Origin of the sequence: Enterobacter cloacae complex sp. IR5403 (assembly GCF_049238705.1) — a bacterium.
Taxonomy (GTDB): Bacteria; Pseudomonadota; Gammaproteobacteria; order Enterobacterales; family Enterobacteriaceae; genus Enterobacter; species Enterobacter hormaechei_C.
Map to the genome: position 1 here is coordinate 1 of NZ_JBMKHP010000023.1, position 23,714 is coordinate 23,714.

Annotated in this window: 21 protein-coding genes; 13 read left to right on the plus strand and 8 right to left on the minus strand. The window is 53.6% G+C overall.

What is annotated here, in order from left to right; translation table 11 throughout:
• The first annotated feature begins 93 nt into the window (after positions 1 to 93).
• From ACOTW6_RS20690 to ACOTW6_RS20715, 6 genes are read left to right on the plus strand one after another with little or no spacing between them, the layout of a single operon-like run.
• A complete protein-coding gene (locus ACOTW6_RS20690) occupies positions 94 to 2,343 on the plus strand; it encodes a tape measure protein (RefSeq protein ID WP_421766293.1) in 2,250 nt (749 codons plus the stop codon).
• Positions 2,343 to 2,846, plus strand: a complete 504-nt coding sequence (locus tag ACOTW6_RS20695) for a hypothetical protein (protein ID WP_213789337.1) — start codon at positions 2,343 to 2,345, stop codon at positions 2,844 to 2,846. Before ACOTW6_RS20690 ends, ACOTW6_RS20695 begins: the two co-directional genes overlap by 1 nt.
• Complete coding sequence (locus ACOTW6_RS20700) at positions 2,846 to 3,316, plus strand: DUF1833 domain-containing protein (protein WP_213789338.1); 471 nt, start codon at positions 2,846 to 2,848, stop codon at positions 3,314 to 3,316. Before ACOTW6_RS20695 ends, ACOTW6_RS20700 begins: the two co-directional genes overlap by 1 nt.
• 9 nt (positions 3,317 to 3,325) lie before the next feature.
• A complete protein-coding gene (locus ACOTW6_RS20705; protein WP_213789339.1) occupies positions 3,326 to 3,718 on the plus strand; it encodes an NlpC/P60 family protein in 393 nt (130 codons plus the stop codon).
• Positions 3,705 to 6,182, plus strand: coding sequence for a host specificity factor TipJ family phage tail protein (locus ACOTW6_RS20710; RefSeq protein WP_213789340.1), 2,478 nt, complete (start codon positions 3,705 to 3,707; stop codon positions 6,180 to 6,182). The genes ACOTW6_RS20705 and ACOTW6_RS20710 overlap by 14 nt, the downstream gene beginning before the upstream one ends.
• Before the next feature lie 58 nt (positions 6,183 to 6,240).
• Positions 6,241 to 8,193 carry a hypothetical protein gene (locus ACOTW6_RS20715; RefSeq protein ID WP_213789341.1) on the plus strand — a complete coding sequence of 651 codons (1,953 nt, stop codon included), beginning with the start codon at positions 6,241 to 6,243 and terminating at the stop codon, positions 8,191 to 8,193.
• 24 nt (positions 8,194 to 8,217) lie between these two features.
• On the opposite strand, the gene ACOTW6_RS20720 is transcribed toward ACOTW6_RS20715, so the two are convergent.
• The 3 genes from ACOTW6_RS20720 to ACOTW6_RS20730 are packed head-to-tail and all read right to left on the minus strand — an operon-like array spanning position 8,218 to position 10,771.
• Positions 8,218 to 9,492, minus strand: coding sequence for a DUF6056 family protein (locus tag ACOTW6_RS20720; RefSeq protein WP_213789342.1), 1,275 nt, complete (start codon positions 9,490 to 9,492; stop codon positions 8,218 to 8,220).
• Positions 9,489 to 10,412: a glycosyltransferase family 2 protein gene (locus tag ACOTW6_RS20725; RefSeq protein ID WP_213789343.1), complete on the minus strand. Its 924-nt coding sequence runs from the start codon at positions 10,410 to 10,412 to the stop codon at positions 9,489 to 9,491. The genes ACOTW6_RS20720 and ACOTW6_RS20725 overlap by 4 nt, the downstream gene beginning before the upstream one ends.
• On the minus strand, positions 10,409 to 10,771 hold the full coding sequence (locus ACOTW6_RS20730; protein WP_213789344.1) for a GtrA family protein: 363 nt from the start codon (positions 10,769 to 10,771) through the stop codon (positions 10,409 to 10,411). Before ACOTW6_RS20730 ends, ACOTW6_RS20725 begins: the two co-directional genes overlap by 4 nt.
• A 124-nt stretch (positions 10,772 to 10,895) precedes the next feature.
• On the opposite strand from ACOTW6_RS20730, the gene ACOTW6_RS20735 reads away from it, so the two are divergent.
• The 5 genes from ACOTW6_RS20735 (at position 10,896) to ACOTW6_RS20755 (ending at position 15,496) form a co-directional block, all read left to right on the plus strand.
• A complete protein-coding gene (locus ACOTW6_RS20735) occupies positions 10,896 to 11,285 on the plus strand; it encodes a S24 family peptidase (protein WP_213789345.1) in 390 nt (129 codons plus the stop codon).
• Between the two features lie 174 nt (positions 11,286 to 11,459).
• The gene (tctD, locus tag ACOTW6_RS20740) at positions 11,460 to 12,134 is read left to right on the plus strand and encodes a transcriptional regulator TctD (RefSeq protein WP_017693014.1); all 675 of its coding nucleotides are present in this window, start codon (positions 11,460 to 11,462) and stop codon (positions 12,132 to 12,134) included.
• On the plus strand, positions 12,121 to 13,530 hold the full coding sequence (locus ACOTW6_RS20745; protein WP_062932740.1) for a sensor histidine kinase: 1,410 nt from the start codon (positions 12,121 to 12,123) through the stop codon (positions 13,528 to 13,530). Before tctD ends, ACOTW6_RS20745 begins: the two co-directional genes overlap by 14 nt.
• Before the next feature lie 129 nt (positions 13,531 to 13,659).
• Positions 13,660 to 14,202 carry a YfaZ family outer membrane protein gene (locus tag ACOTW6_RS20750; protein ID WP_003859436.1) on the plus strand — a complete coding sequence of 181 codons (543 nt, stop codon included), beginning with the start codon at positions 13,660 to 13,662 and terminating at the stop codon, positions 14,200 to 14,202.
• Positions 14,203 to 14,296: 94 nt separating this feature from the next.
• The gene (locus tag ACOTW6_RS20755; protein WP_062932741.1) at positions 14,297 to 15,496 is read left to right on the plus strand and encodes a nicotinamide mononucleotide deamidase-related protein YfaY; all 1,200 of its coding nucleotides are present in this window, start codon (positions 14,297 to 14,299) and stop codon (positions 15,494 to 15,496) included.
• Between the two features lie 31 nt (positions 15,497 to 15,527).
• Here the strand turns inward: ACOTW6_RS20755 and glpC are convergent, their stop codons facing one another.
• Genes glpC through glpA form a run of 3 tightly spaced genes read right to left on the minus strand, consistent with a single transcriptional unit; the run spans position 15,528 to position 19,550 of the window.
• Positions 15,528 to 16,718 carry an anaerobic glycerol-3-phosphate dehydrogenase subunit GlpC gene (gene glpC, locus ACOTW6_RS20760; RefSeq protein WP_062932742.1) on the minus strand — a complete coding sequence of 397 codons (1,191 nt, stop codon included), beginning with the start codon at positions 16,716 to 16,718 and terminating at the stop codon, positions 15,528 to 15,530.
• Positions 16,715 to 17,932, minus strand: a complete 1,218-nt coding sequence (gene glpB, locus ACOTW6_RS20765; RefSeq protein WP_090278910.1) for a glycerol-3-phosphate dehydrogenase subunit GlpB — start codon at positions 17,930 to 17,932, stop codon at positions 16,715 to 16,717. Before glpB ends, glpC begins: the two co-directional genes overlap by 4 nt.
• The gene (gene glpA, locus ACOTW6_RS20770) at positions 17,922 to 19,550 is read right to left on the minus strand and encodes an anaerobic glycerol-3-phosphate dehydrogenase subunit A (RefSeq protein WP_048973467.1); all 1,629 of its coding nucleotides are present in this window, start codon (positions 19,548 to 19,550) and stop codon (positions 17,922 to 17,924) included. Before glpA ends, glpB begins: the two co-directional genes overlap by 11 nt.
• A 250-nt stretch (positions 19,551 to 19,800) precedes the next feature.
• On the opposite strand from glpA, the gene glpT reads away from it, so the two are divergent.
• Positions 19,801 to 21,153, plus strand: coding sequence for a glycerol-3-phosphate transporter (gene glpT / locus ACOTW6_RS20775; protein WP_003859423.1), 1,353 nt, complete (start codon positions 19,801 to 19,803; stop codon positions 21,151 to 21,153).
• Positions 21,154 to 21,164: 11 nt separating this feature from the next.
• Positions 21,165 to 22,223, plus strand: coding sequence for a glycerophosphodiester phosphodiesterase (glpQ, locus tag ACOTW6_RS20780; RefSeq protein WP_121478753.1), 1,059 nt, complete (start codon positions 21,165 to 21,167; stop codon positions 22,221 to 22,223).
• A 103-nt stretch (positions 22,224 to 22,326) separates the two neighbouring features.
• Here glpQ and yfaE read toward each other — a convergent pair whose 3' ends face one another.
• Positions 22,327 to 22,581 (minus strand): class I ribonucleotide reductase maintenance protein YfaE, encoded by a 255-nt coding sequence (gene yfaE, locus ACOTW6_RS20785; RefSeq protein ID WP_003859419.1) that lies wholly within the window; start codon positions 22,579 to 22,581, stop codon positions 22,327 to 22,329.
• Complete coding sequence (nrdB, locus tag ACOTW6_RS20790) at positions 22,581 to 23,711, minus strand: class Ia ribonucleoside-diphosphate reductase subunit beta (RefSeq protein WP_047053603.1); 1,131 nt, start codon at positions 23,709 to 23,711, stop codon at positions 22,581 to 22,583. The genes yfaE and nrdB overlap by 1 nt, the downstream gene beginning before the upstream one ends.
• Between the last annotated feature and the right edge of the window lie 3 nt (positions 23,712 to 23,714).

Below are 23,714 nucleotides of genomic sequence, written 5' to 3' on the forward strand. Positions count from 1 at the left end.
TATCAGACACCGTCTGAATTTGCAGCGGGCTGGAGAAAGGGTCATTCTGAGAATGAAGATTCCGACGTTACTAACTGAGTGTTGTATCTAATCGTGGGGGCAGGTCAGGGTGAGGCATTCATTACCGTTGCGGACGACATGACACAGTTGCAGGCCAGGATTGCTCGTCTTTCTAGCTCTTCAGGGCAAGCGACCGCCACTTTCCAGTCGCTTGCTGGAATTGCGTCCCAGACAGGGGCAAGTCTTCGTGATACCACGAAACTATGGGAAACAATGACGGCATCACTAAAAGATGCGGGAGCTACAAATGAACAGATTCTTTCGTTAACAAGAACTTTGCAGCAGATTGGCAAGATTGGCGGTTCTTCATCTGAAGAAATGGCTAACGCCTTGCGACAGTTTGGGCAGTCAATCGCATCAGGACAGGTAAGGGCTGAAGAGTTCAACTCCATTATCGAGCAAATGCCAGAACTTGGCCGGAGAATGGCAAAAGGTCTTGGTATTTCAATGGGTCAGCTTCGGCAATTAATGCTGGACGGAAAGCTTACCGCTCAGGATGCATTAAATTCCATAATGAGCCAAACCGATGCCGTAGCATCTGAATTTGAAAAGCTTCCTCGCTCCATGCAGCAAGCCACATCTTCATTAGAAATTACTTTCCAGTCGCTTGTGAAAAACATAAATGATGCGACAGGGGCCAGCAATACAATGGTTCGCGTTATTGATTCACTTAATAGCGCACTCCAACAATTGATGGGGCAGTCTGCTAGCGCTGCACAGCAAATATCAGATCTTACAAGCACAGCTGAAATGTTCTCTCGCCGAGCAAGAACGTGGTCATGGCTTGGAATTGATGGCTGGTCAGAGCAGAACGAGGTATTGGCAAGTGTAAGTGAGCAGGCTGCGACCTTAGTGGGCGATATGGATGCTGTGGCTAAGGCTTCCAAGTCGGCTGCAAACAATAAGCCTTTAAATGTTCCAGTTATAGGCAATTCTGGGGAAAGCAAGGCAACTACAGCGGCGTCAAAAAAAGCAGCAAAAGCCACAGATGATATAGCTAAGCAGATACAGCAACTGCAACAAACAGCCATAAATTCAGAAATGGCTATGCAGGGGTTAAACAGAGAGGTTTACATCAATGAGCAGGTTAGCCGGTTATCAGCAAGTGCTACACAAGCTCAGAAAGACGCAATGCAATCTGCCGCGGGCGCTGCATTTGATGCCCAACAAAAGCAGCAAGACCTGAACGCAGCAATCGCAGCAGATCCAACCAGAAATGAAAATAAGGCGTATCAGGATGCAGCAAATCAATTAGATCGCCAGTTACAAGGCAATCTGATATCTCAGGAGCAGTACAACTCGCAGTCTGAGCAGTTAGCTGTTCAGCATCAGCAGGCGCTTGCAAATATCGCTTCTCAGCAGGCTGTATCACCACAGCAGCAGGCGGCTGGCGATGTTGACCCTGTTCAACAGTTAGCCAATGAAAACGCGCAGAAGATTGCTTTAATTCGGCAGTATGAGCAGGCGAGAGTCATTTCAAGCCAGCAGGCAGACGCGCTCATTGCCGCTTCACAGACGCAATATGAGCAGCAACGACTTGCAGCAATAGAGCAGCAGTATCGTGCGCAGTCACAGCTCAACGATTTCCTGATGAGCACGATTGATGCCGTAGGCCAGAGAACCACTAACGCCATAACGGGACTGATAACAGGAACACAGTCTGCTTCAGATGCCGTTAGAAATCTTGCATCGACAATTCTCGACCAGGCGGTTGGTGCCTTGGTTCAGATGGGTGTGCAGGCAATCAAAAATATGGTTATCGGGCAAACGGCGGCGTCTGCATCAACCGCGCTGGCAGCCACGACCGGTGCGGCAATGGCTGCCGCTTATGCTCCCGCCGCTGCACTCGCAAGCCTGGCATCCTTCGGTGCTAACTCCGCTCCTGCAATGGCAGGGATTACCTCTACTGTTGGCCTTGCACAAGGTCTCGCTTTGGCTGGCGCACGTCGATATGGCGGCACCACCTCAGCAGGAAGCATGTACCGGGTTAACGAAAGCGGTGAGCCGGAAATGTTCCAGACAAGTGGCGGCAAGCAGTACATGATGCCTACGACGAGTGGAAAGGTAGTCCCTGCCGGAGATGTTGCAGGAGGTGGTACTGGTGCGCCTGTTCTCAATATCTACAACTATTCATCTGCATCAGTCGATGCTCAGGCCACGCAAAACAGTGACGGAAGCTGGACGCTTGAGGCATTTGTTGCCGACATGAATAACGGAGGCCCTGCAAGTCAGGCCATCACTGCCAACCACAACGTCAAGCGAACGCCGAGAGGTCAGAATTAATGGCAATTATTGATTACCCTGACTGGCTTCCTCTTGCTATCAAAGCTGGCAAGAATATGAAGTTTGACACTGGTTATCAGACTGATCAGCCAGCAGTAGGTCCAGCAATTTTCCAGAGTGTTACTGATGATTTAAAAGTTACATGGTCTCTTACATGGAGATTCACACCCGACCAGGACAGGGCTTTTCAGCAGTGGTTAAGAAGCCCAAAGTATCTTAATAAGGGAATTAACTGGTTCCGTATGAGAGTGAATCTTGGAGGCAGTGGCCTGCAAATGCAGGAGCTTCATTTCACTGAGGACGGATTGCCAGTGCAGACCAGTATAGATGGCGGAGCGATTACATGGACCGGTAATGTAATTGCAAATCATCTTTATAACGAAGACGACGAGTTTGACGACATCATTGTTGAGCTTCCTCCTCCATGGAATAGCTGGCTGGATATTGTAGTTACCGGATATCCGGATAACCGAGACCCCGAAAGCCTTCCGAGAGTTCCCTGATGCCATCATATCGTCAATATAAGCAACAACGTCCAATGCGTGGTCTTTACGACACGCTGACGTTCTATCACCCATCATTCGGGTACATTCTTCTTGTTGATAAGCAATTCTTCCCGAAGACGCTCGGCGGCCAGACATACACGCCCGCGCGCTTTGAAATAGAAGAGAGCCAGCAGAGCGGTACGCCTGTTATTGACGCAACTGTGAAGCTTGGTCGGCTTTCCTCGAACATCAAAGCACTTATGACTAAGTGGCGAGGCGCAAACAGGCTGACAGCCATTAAAGCCACTCGACAAATATTTGATAGTGGTGATGTGTCTGCACCTATTAAGTCATGGGAGCTGTACGTCAAGACTGTGGATATAGAAGCAGACGCCGCATCCGTAAGTCTCTCGGTAACTAACCCTCTGAACAACAACATTGGGCGGCTTTACGATCCTGAGGAGTACACCGGACTTCAATATCTATAAGGCGCCAGCATGACAAAGGACGAATTTATCAAACGGGTTATCGGTGTCCCGTGGTCGAACCGAGCCTGCACGTTTCAGAAGGTGGATTGTTGGGGATTGTGCGTTCTCTATTACCGTCATGTTCTTGGAATTGAACTGCATCAGACCGCTGACTACGAATCAGGTGCAGATTTCTTTACCTGCTATCAAGGTGATGTCGTTTTCTGGCGCAAGGTCGATAAACCGGTTGAAGGTGGTATTTTCGTCGGTTATCGCGGCTCACAGCCTGCTCATGTTGGCCTTGTACTGAATCGTCAGGTTCTACACTCGCGCGGTGAGAACGGCAGCGTAAGGATGGATTCTTTGCTCGTGATTAAGAGGGCATTTACCAAAGTGGAGTTCTTCGAATATGGCTCTGATTGAGTTAAGTCTGTTCCCTGGAACGCCAAAAGAACGATACAAGGTGCCAAATGGCACCTTTTTTTATGACTTCCTGATAGCTAACGACAGCAGGCTTCACAGTGATGTAGTTATCTTTCGGAACGGTGTAAGGCTTAATGACGATGACGAGCTTAACTTCGAGCTGAGCGAGTTAGATACGGTTCAGATATTTGACCAACCGAAAGGCGTTGTCGGCGACATACTGAGCCCAATCTTCAAAGCCGTAGGGCAGGTGTTCTCATTCCTTGCTCCAAAGCCATCTGTAACAAATACAGGCGGCAGTACCATTGATTCACCAAATAACTCACTAACTGCACAAACGAACACGGCTCGCGTCTATAAAGCCAAGCCAGACATTTACGGGCAAGTCAGATCGTTTCCAGACCTAATTCAGGAATCAGTATTTGAGTATATCTCGCAGACAGTTAAGGATGGCGGGCTCAAGTACGTAACAGAGTGGATGTGCGTAGGAATTGGCGAGTATGACTATGAATCTGTGCGCTATTCAGAATCAAGTTTAGGTAGCATGGCTGGGGCTGAATACCAGTTCTATAAGCCAGGCGAGGTGATACCACAGATAGTGGAAGGTTACAGTTTCGATGATGTTGATGGGCAAGAAGTTCCCGGGCAGAACGAAGCTGATGACTTCCCTATTGAAACAGCAACAGCATCGACTGTTGTTAGTGGTTCATACTCTGGAGGTCAGATAGCCATGAAAATCGTCAAGCAGGACGAATTTGATTACTTCATGGACCTCGTTCTTCCACATGCAGTGACGTTTACTATCAACGTTACTTACAACACGACATCCGGTTCGGTAACCAAGGATGCGACATTCTCTGGGACGTTGATTTCAGCAGTTGAGACGAATGACGGTGCAGTTACCAATCCGGTCATCTGGTACACCTTCACCATGGATGACCTGCTTGGTCCGGCTGACATCCCTTCTAACGCCACAATCAACACCACCAAATTCATTCTGAATGACAATGAAGCATTGGTTGTCGGACCGTTCTTTTCTCCTGTCGAATCTTCGCAGTTGTGGGTTCACACGCAGTCGAGCCTTGGCGGGAATACTGAGACTAACTGGAAGTTGGTACTTTGGAAAATCGATGACGAATATAACCAGATACCTGGCACTGAACAGACGCTTACTTACCGACAGACAACGCCTCACGACTCTACAAGCCAGGTCTTCTACCGGACGGACAAAATCTCCCCAACAGGCGGTTTCGGGAAGTACGCATTAAGTTTCCAGCGTACTGACAACTCCTCAGATGCTTCCATCCTGAAGGTGGAAGAGATTCACAGCATCAACATCCGTACGAATGTAGTACATCCAACAGACACCTTAGTGCGAGTCAAGGTCAGGGCAACTGAGAACGCCTTGGGTAGCCGTGAGCGTAAATATAACGCGCTGGTCACCCGCAAGGTTATCAGTTACGACCTTGATACTCAGGCGGTGGACTACACGCTTAGAGCATCTCGCTCATTCGCTGATGCTGTGGCGCATACATGGCTGATTATGGGTGAGCAGCCGGTAAGCAGCATTGACCTCTATGGCCTGTATTCTATCGCTGAAAGCCTGCCTGATGAGCGTCTTGGATACTTCGACTACACGTTTGACGATGAGAATGACTCTCTAGGAGATCGCGTCCAGGCTATCTGCAATGCTGCCAGCGTTGTCGCCTATTGGGATGACGGGGTGCTCACGTTCACTCGAGACCAAAAGGTTGATTACCCGGCTGCCGTATTCAATCGGGCCAATATGAAGACGGACGAGTACAAAATCACGTACGAGGCCACGCTTCCAGGCGGTTATGACGGTGTGCAGGTTTCCTATGTTCATCCCACAACGAACAACAAGACGTATGTCAACTACCGCGTCCTGAATGGTTCCATCGTAGAACAGGAAGGGGAAAACCCGAACAAGCTTGATATCGTCGGCTTCCGTAATGAGTATCAAGCACGGGAGCGCGCGCTGCGGGAAACCAAGCGTCTGATTTACTCGCGCGTGAAGATGAATGCCAAAGTGTTTGAGGACGGCATTATTCAGGTCGGTAGCGTCATCCAGATGCCAGACATTTACGACACCAACCAGCAACAGGGATACCTGAAGGGGCGAACTGGCAATTCTTTCGATACCAGCGAGCCGATTGCTTTCTCAGGAGAGATGTTTGTGTTGGTGACCGATAGTTTGGGTAATCCTACTTACCGTTACCCTGCATCGCCTCGACCTGATACCAGTTATGGATTTATCGCTTCCATTCCAGATATCGAATTAAATTTCTGGGATGGGGATGAAGTGCAACTCCCTTCGCGCTACCTCATTGCGACAGTGGAGGAACTGGACAGTCAACTATGGACTGTCAACAGCATCAAACCGAACACAGATAACACGGTATCTCTTACCGTCGCGGAATACAGCGACGCCATCTACCAATAAGAACCGTCCCCGACCAACCAGACCTGGCCAGCGCGCCGGGTTTTTTTATGGAATGAATATGGCTACGCAACCTACCAATTTTCCAGTCCCAAGCGAATCACCACGCGATTTGAAGTTTAACGCAGGGAAAATCGACCAGTTCGTCACTTCTGATGAAAAAACATATCTGGATCGTTTCGGTGGAGCCCATTACACAATCAGTGGGCTTACGAAGCTTGTTCAGGATGCGATTGCTGCTTACGGCTGGATCCCTGTAGAGTCATTTCAGGATGGAGCAACTCTGACTCAGTCTAACCAGATCCTGAAAGATAACGATTCTGGTGAGTATTATCGCTGGGATGGGGCTTATCCTAAAGTTGTCCCTGCTGGTTCTACACCGGAAACAACCGGTGGCTTTGGCATAAATGCCTGGCTTAGCGTCGGGGATTCTGTGTTACGCAGCCAGTTAGCATCGGCGAATGGCTATACGTTAGTACCAAGCGTTAACGTCATAAATTCTGTCGTGCCTGTTGAGAGTTTCAGGGCTTCAGGATTAACAGATCAGCAAATTGTGCAGCAAGCTAACGATTACGCCGCATCACTTGGACGCGCGCTGCTTTTTCAGTCTGGCGTTACGTATGAGGTTGTTACGCTAAATTGCACATGCGAATGGCGTGGGCCAGGTATCATTAAGCGTAAGGCTGGTGCATCATCGACGTTGATTAACATGGCATCCGGTGCGCGTATTACAGGCAAGATGACCATCGACGGCAACAGCGCAAACTGCACTGGCTCAGCATCAAACGTCGTTATGAATGGAGTTAGTGATTGCCTGCTTAACGACTTTTCTTCGATTAATGCCTGCGGACATAACATTGAGATAAATAACTCTGTTTACAGTGATAACAGGCTGCCAAACAAAGTTAAAAATGGTGTGGTAAATGGTGCTGAAACTGGGCATGCAATCAGCCTATATAATGCCGCCAATGAAGTTCTTGAAGAGCTTGAGTTGATTAACTGTGGTGACGGGATAAACGCATCTGGTTCAACGCGATCTATCAGACCACTGGAAATAAGCAAAGTAAATTCACGGAAGAATAGGGGGAATGGCTTTGCCTTAAACTTCATTTCCACCGCAGATACTCCTGTGTATGACATGGCTAAACTTGATCATTGCTTTGCAAGGGAAAATGGGCTTAACGGATTTGCGATACAGAGTCATTACACTAGCCTGACAAACTGTCATGCTTACAAAAACGGAACCACGAAGGACCATCAAGGATTTCTTTTTAATGCAGATTGTATTACTTTTGCCAGCATAATCGCATTCCAGAACAAAGGTGTTGGTGCTGATTTTGGTGATTGCCGTAAATGTACAGGCTCTGGAATATTATCTGAGTCTAATGAATGGCATGGACTTGAAATTAACTCATGCGAAGATATGGCTTTCGCGGGAGTTATCCTTAATGATAACTTTAAAGGTCAAGTTGATGGCGCATTACAGGCTGCTCTGATTATTCACAAAGGTAATGGTGGCTATCCATTCCCTGGTGACAGCAAAAATATCTCGCTGAGCGCGGTAACAATAGGTAGTGGCGAGGGTCAGCGTTATGCAGTTTATGTTGATGCTGATTCTTATAACGTAACTATTGATGGCGCGGTATGTAAAACAGCCGCATTGCTTGAGGATATCTTTACCGCCTCTTCTGATGTCAGGGTTAGAGGTCAGGTTACCAGGTGGGACCCAATGGGTGCGGCAAGGGCTACCATTTCTTCAGGGGTGGTTGGTATACCGAGCGTGGCAGATACGGTACAGGTTAACGGGACAGGGAGTGTGATCACGATTAATATCCAGAATGGAGGGGCTTACATTAAGGATAGGTATGTCAGGATCCTTTCTGTTAATGGCATGACGCTTGAAAACTCGGGCGGTTCAGGTGGCAACCTTTTCCTGGGGGAATCAATAGTTCTAGCTGCCGGTGATTCAGTACGACTATGGTCTGACGGATCAGGTGGCTGGAAAAAAGCGTAAAATAAGGGGCAGTCGCCCCCTTATTTATTTAATTATTTTGCATCCGTAGTATTCAGAAACAAGTGGTAAATTATAGTAGTACCATTCATCCCTGTTATTTACGTAACGGTAATCATCAAATCCTTTCACTAAACCTACCTTTATTCCACTGGCACATTCGCGGCTCTTAAGCCTTTCTTCAATAAAAGACTCACGCGAGTGCATTGGTTCATAAAACTCTCGTGTTTGATGATATAGTTCCTTGCTTACATAAAGTGCCATGAAGCCTACTGCTAAAATAGCAAAGTTAAATCTCCAGTCGGCATCAAGTAATGCTTTTACAGCGGCAACCACAAAGGCGATCATGACGCACCAGGCGAACATAAAAGATCTGGCCTCTGTATATGGCGAGGCAACCATAGACCCTACGACTAAAACAGAAGAAATTAGTAACAGATCATGCTCTTTTAAGACAAGTTTTTTATGGTAGAGGTAAGCAAGAGCCAGTATTGCTGCAATGAACACAATAGTAGATGTCTGAGCAAATACAGACACGACATCGATCGCCCGCGCTTGAATGCCATCAAAAAATGGAATGTCTTTGTGGTACCACTCATGGTATTTAATTCTTCTGAATGTTGTCGATGGCGCAGTAACGAGCAATACCCACCCCGCCAGCACAGACACAGGAACAAGTGCCAGTCGCGTTTTAAGCTGCTTGTTCATGAACAGTATCGCAAACAAGAAAAAGATGGTTGCTACTGGCACATTTTCGAATGAGAGACCGGAAAGAAATCCAACGAAGCAATACAATGCCACTTGAACTTTGCTATCTTTCAGCATGGCACGCCTGGAATTCGTCATGAACTTACGAATTACAGCAAGCGTCAGGAGCATGGGTACTGTATAACCAGTTATAACAGTCCGCCATGTAAACAACTCAAATCCCGGCCACAGCAGGAAAACAAAGATAACGCCAATCACTAAAGAGGATGATTTATTTTCATCATCGAACAATAAAGTCGAAATCACATAGCAGAGCATAGCTATTGAAATCACTGCTACCAGAAGGAAAGTATAATCAGGTAGACTGAGTGTGATAATTGATAGCTGCTCACCAAGTCTCGCATTCCATGAATCTATCTGATGAGCTGACCTTTCCAGAGCCCATGACAAGCGTTCCGAAATCCTCTCAGTGGTAAACCGTTTTGTGAGCCCATAATCCTCCCCGTTTAGTGGTGAGTACATAAATGTAAGAATATAGATACATGCAATAGTAATGGCCTGTATAGAAATCACAGACCTCACAATGGCTTTCATTTGTCATTGCCCTTCTTTAAAACATAACGCGGTCTGTTTTTGACTTCAGTGTATATCCTGCCTACATACTCCCCAAGCACGCCAATCCCAATCAACTGTATGCCGCCAAGGAACAGAACAGAAACAAGCAATGACGGATAGCCACGAACTGGGTTACCAAAGGCAAGCGTGTTGATAATCATCCATGCACCGTACAGGAAAGCCATTCCTGCTACTGCGAGGCCAATATAGGTCCACATGCGAAGAGGAAAGGTGGAGAAGCTCGTGATACCCTCAAGGGCCAGGTTCCATAGCTTCCAGCCATTAAATTTTGTATTACCGGCAACGCGTTCTGCACGGGCATACTCAACGACATCAGCCCTTCCGCCTACCCAACTCAATACACCCTTCATAAAGAGATTACGCTCTGGCATGAGCTTAATATTCTCTACCACTTCGCGAGACATCAGGCGGAAATCGCCAACGTTTTCCTCAATTTGCGGACTGCTGATTTTGTTATGCAGCTTATAGAACCATTCAGCCGTCTTACGCTTAAGCCTGCCATCAGTGGAACGGTCTGTGCGCTTAGCCAGAACCATGTCGGCACCGGCCTGCCATTTATTGATAAGATGAGGTATTACCTCGATAGGGTCTTGCAGGTCTACGTCAATTGGGATAATCGCATCACCGGTAGCATGGTCAAGCCCGGCGAATAGCGCAGGCTCTTTGCCGAAATTGCGAGTGAAGGATAGTGGCTTAACGAGCGGGTCTGAAATAGCAATTGAATTTATGATCGCCTCGGTCGCATCATTACTTCCGTCGTTGATGAATACTATTTCTACTTCGTATGGCTGAAGGTCTTCAAACTCTCTGACGGTTTTGTAAAAAATTGGTATCGCTTCCTCTTCATTGAAGACGGGAACAACCAGAGAAATCTTCATTTTTCTTCCCTAAATACAATGTGTTTCGAATAAAAGAAACCGCACACCAGGCTTATCAGCGAGAACTCAACAAGAGTAATGATCGGTGCGATCTGATAATAGTCAGATAATTTCCCTACCAGGATGCTCATGATCCCCATGAAAGTGACAAACAGAAAATACCCCTTCACCTTTGGCTTTGATTTGAAAGTAAACGCCGCATTTGCGAAGAATGAGAATGTCACAGCGGTAGCGAAAGCAAGAAAGTTCGCTGCCGCCTGATTAACAGAGAACATGTAGACGCCAACAGCGAAGACGAACCAGTGAATGGCGGTGTTCAACACGCCTACTGTCAAATATTTTGAGAATAGCTTAAGCATATGAGTAGTTTGGTTGTTTTAGAATTTAGCGGAGTTTACCACCTAAGACCAATCTGATCAGCACTTGATCAATTTCAATTGCCGGAGTACTGTATGTATATACAGTAACTGTCGGAGGTGAGCTATGGGATTCCCTAGTCCAGCTGCTGATTATGTTGAAGCGCGCCTGTCGCTTGATGAGGCGCTTATCCAGAAGCCAGCTGCTACGTACTACATGCGGGCCGGTGAGACTATCTACCGCTGCGGCATCATGAAGGATGCGCTGTTGGTCATCGACTCTTCACTTAACCCGTGTGACGGCTCGCTGCTTATCTGTGACTGCAACGGTGAGTTTAAAGTAAAGAGGTACCGCACATACCCTCAGCCGCATCTTGAGAACGTAGCGAACGGGAGAAAGGAGAGGCTACCTGGCAACGACGAGGGCATCAGCGGAGCGCTACCAATATTCGGGGTAATCACGTACATCATCAACGATGCGCGTTCTGGTGAGTTTGATGACTGCCCGGTGATGTGAGGTTTTGTGTTAAGCTGACCGCATATCCCATCTCGCTATGTTGCAAACATGTAACAAGTCGGCATTCTTTCCATGTGATGAATTGAGTTGCTTTTATAAAACCGGACAACATACCGGACATAAAACGAAGCAACATCATAACGTAATCAGTAAAAACATGGAGTTAACTACAGAATGCGTCTCTTACTCGCGGAAGATAATCGTGAGCTGGCTCACTGGCTGGAAAAAGCGCTGGTACAAAACGGATTTGCCGTGGATTGCGTCAACGATGGGCGGGCGGCCGATCACCTTTTGCAGGGGGAAAACTATGCCGTCGCGATCCTTGATATCGGTATGCCCGGCTTCGACGGGCTGGAGGTGGTGCATCGGCTGAGAAAGCGCGGACAGACGCTGCCGGTGCTGTTTCTTACCGCCCGCAGCAACGTGGCTGACAGGGTGAAGGGGCTGAATGCCGGGGCGGATGACTACCTGCCGAAACCGTTCGAGCTGGAGGAACTTGATGCCCGTCTGCGCGCGCTGCTGCGCCGCAGCGAAGGACGAACCCAGGAGCGCCAGCGGCTGGGAGAGCTGGAGTACGATGATGAAGGCTTTTTTCTGCTGCGCGATGAACCCCTCTCCCTTACGCCGCGGGAACTCTCTTTGCTGAAGGTGCTGATGCACCGCCGGACCCGTCCCGTCTCCCGGCAACAGCTTTTCGACCAGGTGTTCAGCCTGAACGACGACGTCAGCCCCGAGAGCATCGATCTCTACATTCACCGCCTGCGTAAGAAGCTGACCGGCAGCGGCGTGCGGATCACCACCCTCCGGGGGCTGGGCTACGTGCTGGAGTGCGGCGATGAGGTGGGTTAAGCCGCAGTCGCTTTACCTGCAACTTTTGCTTTTTCTGGGTTTGCCGCTGCTACTGTTATGGGGGCTGTCAGCCTTTAACAGCTACGTTAGCGCGCTACAGGCGGCGACGCAGGCCTATGACCGCACGCTGTTATCCTCGGCGCGCACGGTGTCAGAGCGGCTGGTGGTGCACAACGGCAAGCTCCAGGTGAACGTGCCCTGGGTCGTGCTCGACAGCTTCGAGCTGAACATGAACGATCGCCTCTATTACAAGGTCGTGGACCCTGACGGGCGGACGATCTCCGGCTATGACGATCTGCCGAATATGCCTCCCTCCACGTCGCGCACCTCCCACTATCCGGCGCTGGCGTGGTTTTATCATACCGAGTATCGCGGGCAGGCGATCCGCGTGGCGAAGCTGCTCCAGCCGGTTAACGAGGACAGTGTGTTCGGCATGGCGGAAATCTATGTCGCCGAAACGTTGCAGTCGCGGCGCTATCTGGCCACTCAGCTGCTGTTTTCCTCGCTCGTGTCGCAGGGGCTGCTGGTGCTGCTGACGCTGGTCCTGACCGCCTGGCTGCTGCGTCGCGTGCTGCGCCCGATGCGGCAGCTCTCTTCGCTGATGGTGCGCCGTGAGCCCGGGCTGCTGGCCCCGCTGCCGGAGCTGCTGCCCTGGTCGGAAACGCGGCTGCTGATTGTGGCATTTAACCGCTATATCGACAGGTTGCGCGGCGTACTTTCGCGGCAGGCGCGCTTTAATGCCGACGCCTCACACCAGCTCAAAACGCCGCTGGCGGTGCTTAAAACCCAGGTATCGGTTGCCCTGACGCGTAACGATCCGGCGCTGTGGCAGGAGAGCTTACGGGCGATGAACGTCACGCTGGATAACACCATCGTGCTGACGGAAAGGCTGTTGCAGCTTTCGGCGGTGAAGCGAAAAGAGCAGGGGGAGCGACAGTTTGCCCCTGTCGATCTGGTGCAGGTGGTGCAAAACTGCTGCTTTTCCCGGCTGGCGCAGGCGCGCAGCAAGGGTATCGATCTCGGTTATGACGGCGTACAGCAGCCGGTAATGATTGAGGGGGATGACGTGCTGCTGGGCGAACTTTGCGCCAACCTGCTGGAGAACGCGATCAAATACACGCCGGAGCAGGGCGTCGTGACGGTGTACCTGCGCACGGCTAACGATGCCGTTGAGCTGAGCGTGGAGGACAGCGGACCGGGCATCGCTGAAGACCAGATCTCCCAGGCCATGCTGCCGTTTCATCGGCTGGATAACGTGGGCGATGCCGCCGGGTCCGGCATTGGCCTGGCGCTGGCCAACGATATTGCCCGCCTGCACCGCAGCCATCTTCAGCTGATGCCCAGTGAAAATCTGGGTGGGCTGAGCGTGAAAATGCGCTTTCTGATGCTGGTATAAATGCCGATATTATCAAATCGTTACAAACTAATTGCCCGCCGCACGCGGAGTCCATTGATCACACAGGCAGTCAGGTTAAAATCTCGCGGTTTTTGGACATCTCTGAATAAATTGTGCGGGATCACGACAATGAAAAAAGTGGCATTAATGGGCTTAAGCGGCCTGATGTTTGTTTCAGCAGCGGCAAACGCAATCTCCTTCAACGGCTCGGCGGGACAAGATTATACCCATCTGGGCTTTGGTCTTGGCACGGATAGCGCAGGCCTGGCAATGACCGGCGGCTGGACGCATAACGACGACGATGGTGATGCGGCAAGTCTGGGTCTCGGCTTCAACGTGCCGTTGGGTCCCTTCCTGGCGACCGTCGGCGGTAAAGGCATTTACACCAACCCGAACGACGGCGACGAAGGCTATGCGGCGGCAGTGGGCGGCGGCTTGCAGTGGAAAATTGGCGACAGCTTTGGCCTGTTCGGTGAGTACTACTACTCTCCGGATTCCCTTTCCAGCGGTATCGACAGCTATCAGGAAGCTAACGCTGGCGCGCGCTGGACCATCATGCGTCCGATCACCATCGAAGCGGGTTATCGCTATCTGAACCTGGCCGGTAAAGACGGCAACCGCGACAACGCCCTGGCAGACGGCCCGTACGTTGGCGTTAGCGCCGGTTTCTAATCCTCTCGGCGCGGCGTTCAGTCGCGCCAGTTTCTCTCTTCCCCCGGTCTTCGATTGCGCTATAGTGTTTTGACCATTGAAATGGGAGAACACAATGATAAACGTGGAAATGTTATCCACTGGCGACGAAGTGCTGCATGGGCAAATCATTGATACCAATGCCGCCTGGCTCGCCGATCTCTTCTTTGAGCAAGGATTACCGTTAACGCGCCGCAACACCGTAGGTGACAATCTTGAGTCACTGGTCAACGTTCTTCGCGAGCGCAGCGAACGCTGCGACGTGCTGATTGTGAACGGCGGGCTGGGACCCACCAGCGACGATCTCAGCGCGCTGGCCGCTGCCACGGCCAAAGGCGAAGGCCTGGTCCTGCACGAGGCGTGGCTGGCGCAGATGGAGCGCTTTTTCTCCGGGCGTGGCCGCGTGATGGCCCCCAGCAACCGCAAGCAGGCTGAAATTCCCGCCAGCGCGGAACTGATTGATAACCCGGTCGGCACCGCCTGCGGGTTTGCCGTTCAGCTGAACCGCTGCCTGATGTTCTTCACCCCGGGCGTGCCGTCGGAATTTAAAGTGATGGTCGAGCAGCAGATCCTGCCGCGCCTGCGCGCGCGCTTTACGCTGCCTGAACCGCCGCTGTGCCTGCGTCTGACCACCTTTGGTCGCTCGGAAAGCGATCTTGCCCAGAGCCTCGATCACCTGCAACTGCCTCCCGGGGTGTCGATGGGCTATCGCTCCTCCATGCCGATTATTGAACTGAAGCTGACCGGACCGGCGTCAGAGAAATCCGCCATGCTGGCACTGTGGCCGGAAGTGCGGCGCGTCGCCGGGGAAAGCCTGATTTTCGAAGGAACGGAAGGGCTGCCGGCGCAGATCGCAGCGCATTTGCAGTCCCGCCAGCTGAGCGTGACGTTAAGCGAGCAGTTTACCGGTGGGCTTCTGGCGCTTCAGCTTACCCGGGCGGGTGCGCCGCTGCTGGCCAGTGAAGTGGTGCCGTTCCAGCAGGAGACGCTGGCGCAGACCGCGCGCTGGGCATCCGAGCGCAGAGTGAAGCATTTCGCCGGGCTGGCGCTGTTTGTGGGCGGGCTGGATGAGGAGCACCTCAACTTCGCCCTGGCAACGCCGGAAGGGACGCACGCCCTGCGGGTCAGGATGAGCATTACCCGCCACAGCCTGGCCGTGCGTCAGGAGGTGTGCGCGATGATGGCGCTGAACATGCTGCGCCGCTGGCTGAACGGGAAAGAGGTCGCCAGCGAGCACGGCTGGATCAACGTCGTGGAATCGCTGTTCGTAGAGTGAGAGTGTGCCGGGGCAGAGTCCCCGGCAACGGTTACGCCAGCGCTTTTGCCAGCAAGGTAATGGGATGTTCACAGCGTTTGCTGGTGGACATCTCGATCTGCCACTTGCAGGTTTCGCAGTCCGTCACCACGATATCTGCGCCGCTCTCTTCAATCTGCCGGAACAGCGGCGCGCCAATGGCCTGTGAGGTTGGGTAGTTTTCACGCTTGAAGCCGTAGGTGCCAGCGATGCCGCAGCAGCGTGAGTCCAGCACCGTCAGCTCCAGCCCCGGGATCAGCCGCAGCAGCTCAAGCGTATAGATCGACCAGCCCATCTTCTCCATATGACATGGCGTGTGATACACCACTTTCAGCGGCAATTTGCCCAGCGGTAACGTCTGACCGCTGTCCAGTTTGCGCCAGAGAAAACGGGTCGCCAGCTCAATGTGCTCGCGCAGGCCGGTGTTATCCACATCCAGCAGATGCGGATATTCATCGCGCAGCGTGAAGGTACAGGTTGACGACGTCGCCAGTACCGGTATCCCTTTGTCGACGATCGCCTCACGTAAAGCGGTGACGTTGCGGCTCGCCTGCTTGCGCGCTTTGTCGATGAAGCCGTTGGCAATCAGCGGAACGCCGCAGCACTTTTCTTTGCTCAGCAGCTGAACGCCCGTTCCCATGGCGTTCAGCACTTTCAGCAGGTCTTTTCCCAGCTGCGGATGGTTGTAGTTCACGTAGCAGCCGTGGAAGAAGGCGACCTGCTCAGAGAACTGCGCCTGTTCTGCCGCCACGGATTTATACCAGCGGCGGAAGGTGCCGTGAGAATATTTCGGCAGGCTGCGGTGATGGTCGATTTTGAGCGTCGCATCCAGCAGCCTGCGCACCGGTTTCAGGGCGGTGGCGGCATTAACGACCGGCGCGAAAGGCGTCGAGAGGCTGCCCATCAGATCGGTGTGGCTCAGTATCGCGTCACGCAGCGTCGGTTTTTGCGTACTGTAGCGGGCGCGGGCGCGCTGGATGATATCGCCTATTCTTACGTCCGACGGGCAGGCAACTTCGCAGCGTTTACAGTTGATACAGTATTTCAGCGCCTCGTCGTAGAGCGCGCCATCCTTCAGGCGCAGACGCTCCCCGTCGGGACCGGCCTGTTTCGGGCCGGGATAGCGCGGATCCACGCCGCTGACCGGGCAAACCGTGGTGCAGACCGTGCATTTGATACAGCTTTCAAATCGGGTGTCGTTCATTGTGCTCCCTCCCTGCGCTGGATAATCTGCTCCGCGACATACAGCGCGGTGACGGCGCAGACGCCGCCACCGCAGCCCTGCGCCACGGGATCGTACCCGCCCAGAACCGAGCCGATGGCGTAAAGATTGTCAACCGGTTCCCCGCCCAGCCGCGGGCGCAGCTGGCTGTCGACGATCACGCCGAACTGCTGCCAGGGCTGCGGGGTGAAGAAATCGCTTTGATACCAGTCCGCGCGGGAAGTGCTTTGCCGGACGTCCAGGCCGAGGATCGCCTCACGCACGCCATCCCGGCTGCTCAGCAGACCATTACTGAAGAAACTGCCGCTTGCCAGCACCGTAAAGCGTGCGCGAAGCGGGATGTCGCCGTGGTTGCGGGTCCAGATTTCGCTTACCGCGCCCTCAGCCAGGGTGATTTTTTTCACCTCGTCGCCTGCCATCCAGACGCCACCCTGGGCAACAAACTGACGCTGAAGCTGGGTGTGCAGACGAATGCCGGGCACGGAAGGGGGGAGCGTCGGCAGTAAACCGAGCGTACAGGGCAGGCGCGCCGAGAGCCAGCGCCAGAGCCGGTTGTCCGTTAAGCCAAAACAGGCGGGCATAAACAGGGCGTCGCAGGTCTCGCCGAGCGGTTGAAGCGCCGCGTACAGCTGCGGCCAGTAACTTTCATTATCCAGCAGGCGGGCAATGTTCACCGCACGAAACTCGCTGGGGTTTTCGCGCAGCACGTCGAGTTCGGGGAGATCAATCTCCGCCGTATCCACCTGAACACCCTGCTGTCTGAGAGACGCGGCGGCCAGATGCGGCTGGAAATCGAGGAAACCGCTGATCCCCACCACCCGCACGCGCTCGGCAGCGATGGGGGCGACAGGCACTTCTTCCGGGCTAAGCCAGGCGGCGCGCAGGGTGCCGAGCGGCGTGACGCGCTGATGATTTTGCTCGGCGTCACCCTGCATGCGTGCGTCGCAGACGGTGAGCAGGTGTTCTGTTTCGCAGGCAAAGCGGGCCATATTCTCTGCGCCCGTCAGGCGGTAGGGATGTTCAGGCGGCAGATCGGCGAACGATAGTGCGCCCAGTAAATCCAGCGAGCCGGAGGAGAAGTGCAGGGCACTCTGACCGCGAGTGACAATGGCGCAGCGCAGACCCCGCTGCGTCAGTTTGAGGCCGCACAGCAGGCCCGCCAGCCCGCCGCCGACAATCACGGTATCAAATTTCATGGTTGTGCTCCTTCTCCAGACCGCAAAGCCCCTGATAGACCCAGCGGGTAAACTCGCTTTCGCGCAGGGCATCGCCCCAGGCGACGGGCTGAATGCCCTTCCAGCGCTCGTTTAAAAAATCGCTGAGCTGGGCAAGCGACTGGGTTGAGGTGGTGGCGTGAAAACGTTGCAGCAGCCCGGCGGCACGGCAGGCGCACAGTTCCCCCTGACAGGTGCCCATCCCGACGCGCGTGCGGCGGCGTAAATCGAGCAGGTTGTTCACCGTCAGGTTTTCCACGGCATACTGCACCTCGCCTGCGGTCACGGCTTCGCATTCGCACACCAGGCTGCGGCTGAGTCGCCCTTCACCGAGCCAGGTTGGGGTGCGGTCGCCGTGGCGGTAAATCGCTGAACCGCGAAGCGGGGCAGGGAGTGAAATGATTTTGTGCAGCGTTTTTTCTGTCGATTGCTGCGAGCCGGGCAGAGCCTGTTCCGCCGTCACGCACGGTGCGGTGTTGCCGAGCTTACGGCAGATGGCATCGGTGGCCCACTGGGCCATCAGCCGATAGGTCATCAGCTTGCCGCCGGTAATGGTGATAAACCCGTCCATGCCGTCGCGTTCGGCGTGATCGAGCAGCACGATGCCGCGGCTGACGTTACGCCCGCTCGGATCGTTATCGCTGGCGACGAGGGGACGCACGCCCGCGTAGGCACGCAGAATACGCGTCTGCGCCATCACCGGGGCCAGCTTTTCCCCTTCGCGCAGCAGGATATCCACCTCTTCAGCGGTGACGCGGTTGTAATCAATTTCGCTGTAGTCCACATGCATTGAGGTCGTGCCGATTAACGAAATGGTGTCCCCCGGCACGAGGATATCGGCGTCAGACGGTTTACGGCAGCGGTTGATGACATGGTTATTGATGCGGTGGTCGAGGATCAGCAGCGAGCCTTTCGCCGGGAACATGCGCACCGACAGGTCCGCGTATTCCGCGATGCGCTGGCCCCAGATCCCCGCCGCGTTGACCACGACGGCGGCATACAGCTCGCGGTGTTCGTTGTACTGCGCATCAAACATGCGCACTCCGCGCACGGTATTACCTTCACGAATAAGCCCGGTGACGTGATGCCCGGTCAGGATCTGGGCGCCATGTTCCCGCGCGTCGAGCATATTGGCGGCGGTCAGGCGGAAAGGATCAACGGTTCCGTCCGGTACTTTTACCGCGCCCAGTAACGCCGGGTTTACCGAGGGTTCAAGACGGCGCGCCTGCGCAGGATCGATCGCCTCGGCCTGAATGCCTGCCGCCGTGCAGGCGGTGATAAAGGTTTGCTGAAAGCCGAGGTCATCTTCTGGAAGGGTGATAAAAAGACCGTTGGTCGGTTCAACGCAGTGGCGGGCGATGCGCCTGAGGATCTGGTTTTCAGCGATACACTCGCGCGCTGACTCAGCGTCAGTGACCGCATAGCGGGCGCCGCTGTGCAACAGACCGTGATTACGTCCCGTCGCGCCGGTGGCGATATCGTGGCGTTCCAGAAGCGTGACGCTCAATCCCCGCAGGGCGCAGTCGCGTGCGATGCCGGCACCCGTCGCGCCACCGCCAATGATAATCACATCGCTGAAGCGTGGATCGTGAATTGTCATTGCCTTTCCTCTATGTTCGTTTTTTAGCATTTAGCCACATTGATCGTGTGGCTTGTTTGATTTCGAACATAAACGCGCGAAATTCGAAAGTGAAACGTGATTTCATGCGCTTTTTTGCGCATTCTGTCATATTTCTGTAACAATCTGTGCGTTGATTCACAGTAACATTCACCGTGATTTCTTAACATCGCCGCCTCTGTAGCCGGGCGCGAGATGCCCGGTCATTTTTTGAAAGGCCACGGAGGCTGTTATGCTCAGTATCTTTAAACCTGCGCCACATCGGGCGCGACTGCCAGAGGCAGAGATTGATCCTCTCTACCGCCGTCTGCGTTGGCAAATCTTCCTCGGGATCTTCTTCGGGTATGCGGCGTACTATCTGGTACGTAAAAACTTTGCGCTCGCCATGCCGTACCTGGTGGAACAGGGCTTCTCTCGCGGCGATCTGGGATTTGCGCTTTCAGGGATCTCCATCGCGTACGGTTTTTCGAAGTTCATTATGGGGTCGGTGTCGGATCGTTCGAATCCGCGCGTGTTCCTGCCCGCTGGTCTGATCCTCGCGGCAGCGGTGATGCTGTTCATGGGCTTTGTGCCGTGGGCGACCTCCAGCATTGCCATTATGTTCGTGCTGCTGTTCCTCTGCGGCTGGTTCCAGGGGATGGGATGGCCGCCATGCGGACGCACCATGGTTCACTGGTGGTCACAGAAAGAGCGTGGCGGCATTGTATCGGTCTGGAACTGCGCGCATAACGTCGGCGGCGGGCTTCCTCCGCTGCTGTTCCTGCTGGGGATGGCCTGGTTCAACGACTGGCACGCCGCGCTCTATATGCCAGCCTTTGGCGCCATTCTGGTGGCGATCATCGCCTTTGCCCTGATGCGCGACACCCCACAGTCCTGCGGCCTGCCGCCGATCGAAGAGTACAAAAACGACTACCCGGATGATTACAGCGAGAAGCACGAAGAAGAGCTGACGGCAAAGCAGATCTTCATGAAGTACGTGCTGCCAAACAAGCTGCTGTGGTACATCGCGGTGGCGAACGTATTTGTCTACCTGCTGCGCTACGGCATCCTCGACTGGTCGCCAACCTACCTGAAAGAGGTGAAGCACTTCGCGCTGGATAAATCCTCCTGGGCCTATTTCCTGTATGAATACGCGGGCATTCCCGGCACGCTGATCTGCGGCTGGATGTCGGACAAAGTGTTTAAGGGCAATCGTGGGGCGACGGGCGTGTTCTTTATGACGCTGGTCACCATCGCGACGGTCGTTTACTGGCTAAACCCGCCGGGTAATCCGGGTGTGGATATGGCCTGTATGATCGTCATCGGCTTCCTGATTTATGGTCCGGTTATGCTGATTGGCCTGCACGCGCTGGAGCTGGCGCCGAAGAAAGCGGCAGGCACGGCGGCAGGCTTTACCGGTCTGTTTGGCTACCTCGGCGGTTCAGTGGCGGCAAGCGCCATCGTCGGTTACACCGTCGACTTCTTCGGCTGGGACGGCGGCTTTATGGTGATGATTGGCGGCAGCGTGCTGGCTGTTCTGCTGCTGGTTGTTGTGATGATTGGTGAAAAACGTCACCACGCCGAAGTGCTGGCGCGTCGTCAATAAGGAGCATTGCGATGAAATTAACTCAGTTAGCGACAGGCCTGCTGCTGGCGGGTCTGATGACAGGCTCCGCGCTGGCGGCGGATAAAATCGTGATCGCCCACCGTGGCGCCAGCGGTTATCTGCCGGAGCATACGCTGCCAGCAAAAGCGATGGCCTATGCCCAGGGCGCGGATTCTCTGGAGCAGGATCTGGTGATGACGAAGGACGACCAGCTGGTCGTTCTGCATGACCACTATCTTGACCGCGTCACGGATGTGGCGGAGCGTTTCCCGGATCGCGCCCGTAAAGATGGCCGCTACTACGCCATCGACTTCACGCTGGCGGAGATCCGCTCGCTGAAGTTTACCGAGGGCTTCGAGATTGAAAACGGTAAGAAGGTACAGGTCTATCCGGGACGTTTCCCGATGGGCAAGTCTGACTTCCGTATTCACACCTTCGAAGAGGAGATCGAGTTTGTTCAGGGGCTGAACCACTCGACAGGAAAAAATATCGGTATCTACCCGGAAATCAAAGCGCCGTGGTTCCACCATCAGGAAGGGAAGGACATTGCCGCGAAGACGCTGGAGGTACTGAAAAAGTACGGCTACATCAGCAAGCAGGATAAGGTTTTCCTGCAATGTTTCGATGCCGCGGAACTGAAGCGCATTAAAACCGAGCTGGAGCCGAAGATGGGGATGGATCTCAATCTGGTGCAGCTGATTGCGTATACCGACTGGAATGAAACCCAGGAAAAACAGCCGGACGGGAAGTGGGTGAACTACAGCTACGACTGGATGTTTAAGCCGGGCGCGATGAAGCAGATTGCGCAGTACGCCGACGGCATCGGGCCGGATTACCACATGCTGGTGGCGGAAGGCTCAACGCCGGGTCACGTGAAGCTGACGGCGATGGTGAAAGAGGCGCATGCGAGCAAGATGCAGGTGCATCCGTATACCGTTCGTGCAGACCAGCTGCCGGAGTATGCGACGGACGTGAATCAGCTTTACGACGTGCTGTATAACCAGGCGGATGTGGACGGGTTGTTTACGGATTTCCCGGATAAAGCGGTCGAATTCATTCACCGGAAATAGGTTTGGTAGGTTGGGTAAGGCGAAGCCGCCACCCGACAATCAGGCTCTGCGGCCTGATGCCCTCACCCTAACCCTCTCCCACAGGGAGAGGGAACAAGGGCAATCACATCTCGATCTCGATATCGCCTTTTGCCCGGCAGCAGCAGGGCAAAATTTCCCCTTCGCTGATAAAGGCCAGCGGTTCGGTCAGCCAGTCTACCTGGCCTGCGACCAGACGGCAGCGGCAGGAGCCGCAGTAGCCTTCACGACACTGGTACTCTACTTCAACCTGATGCGCTTCAAGCGCCACCAGCAGAGAAGGGTGCTCTTCCTGGCACAGCACTTCTGTACCAGAAAGGCTCAGCGTTACGCGGCTCATCAGAGCTGGAAGTCGCTCAGGTCGTCGGTGTTGACTTCAGAATCAATCTGACCGACCAGATAAGAACTCACTTCCACTTCCTGCGGCGCAACCTGCACGTTATCGGACACCAGCCAGGTGTTGATCCACGGAATCGGGTTAGAGCGCGTCTGGAATGGCAGATCGAGACCCACAGCCTGCATGCGGATGTTAGTGATGTACTCCACGTACTGGCACAGAATGTCTTTGTTCAGGCCAATCATGGAGCCGTCGCGGAACAGGTAGTCTGCCCACTCTTTCTCCTGCTGGGCGGCCTGTACGAACAGGTCGTAGCACTCCTGTTTGCACTCTTCGGCAATCGCAGCCATCTCCGGGTCGTCCGCACCGCTGCGCAGCAGGTTCAGCATATGCTGGGTGCCGGTCAGGTGCAGGGCTTCGTCACGGGCGATCAGACGGATAATTTTGGCGTTACCTTCCATCAGCTTGCGCTCGGCAAAAGCGAAGGAGCAGGCGAAGCTTACGTAGAAGCGGATTGCTTCCAGCGCGTTGACGCTCATCAGGCACAGGTACAGCTGTTTTTTCAGGGTCCGCAGGTTTACGGTGACGGTTTTACCGTTCACGTTGTGCGTGCCTTCGCCCAGCAGATGCCAGTAGCTGGTCATCTCGATCAGCTCGTCGTAGTAGTGCGCAATGCCTTCGGCACGCTTCTGGATCTGTTCGTTGGTGACGATATCGTCAAACACCACCGCCGGATCGTTTACGATGTTGCGGATGATGTGGGTGTAAGAGCGGGAGTGGATCGTCTCGGAGAACGCCCAGGTTTCTACCCAGGTTTCCAGCTCAGGAATCGAGATCAGCGGCAGCAGCGCCACGTTCGGACTACGGCCCTGAATGGAGTCCAGCAGCGTCTGGTACTTCAGGTTGCTGAGGAAGATGTGCTTTTCGTGTTCCGGCAGTGCCTGGAAATCGATACGGTCGCGTGAAACGTCAACTTCTTCCGGACGCCAGAAGAAGGAGAGTTGCTTTTCAATCAGCTTTTCGAAGATGTCATATTTTTGCTGATCGTAGCGTGCCACGTTGACCGGCTGGCCGAAGAACATCGGCTCTTTGAGCTGGTCGTTTTTCGTCTGTGAAAAAGTGGTATATGCCATTGC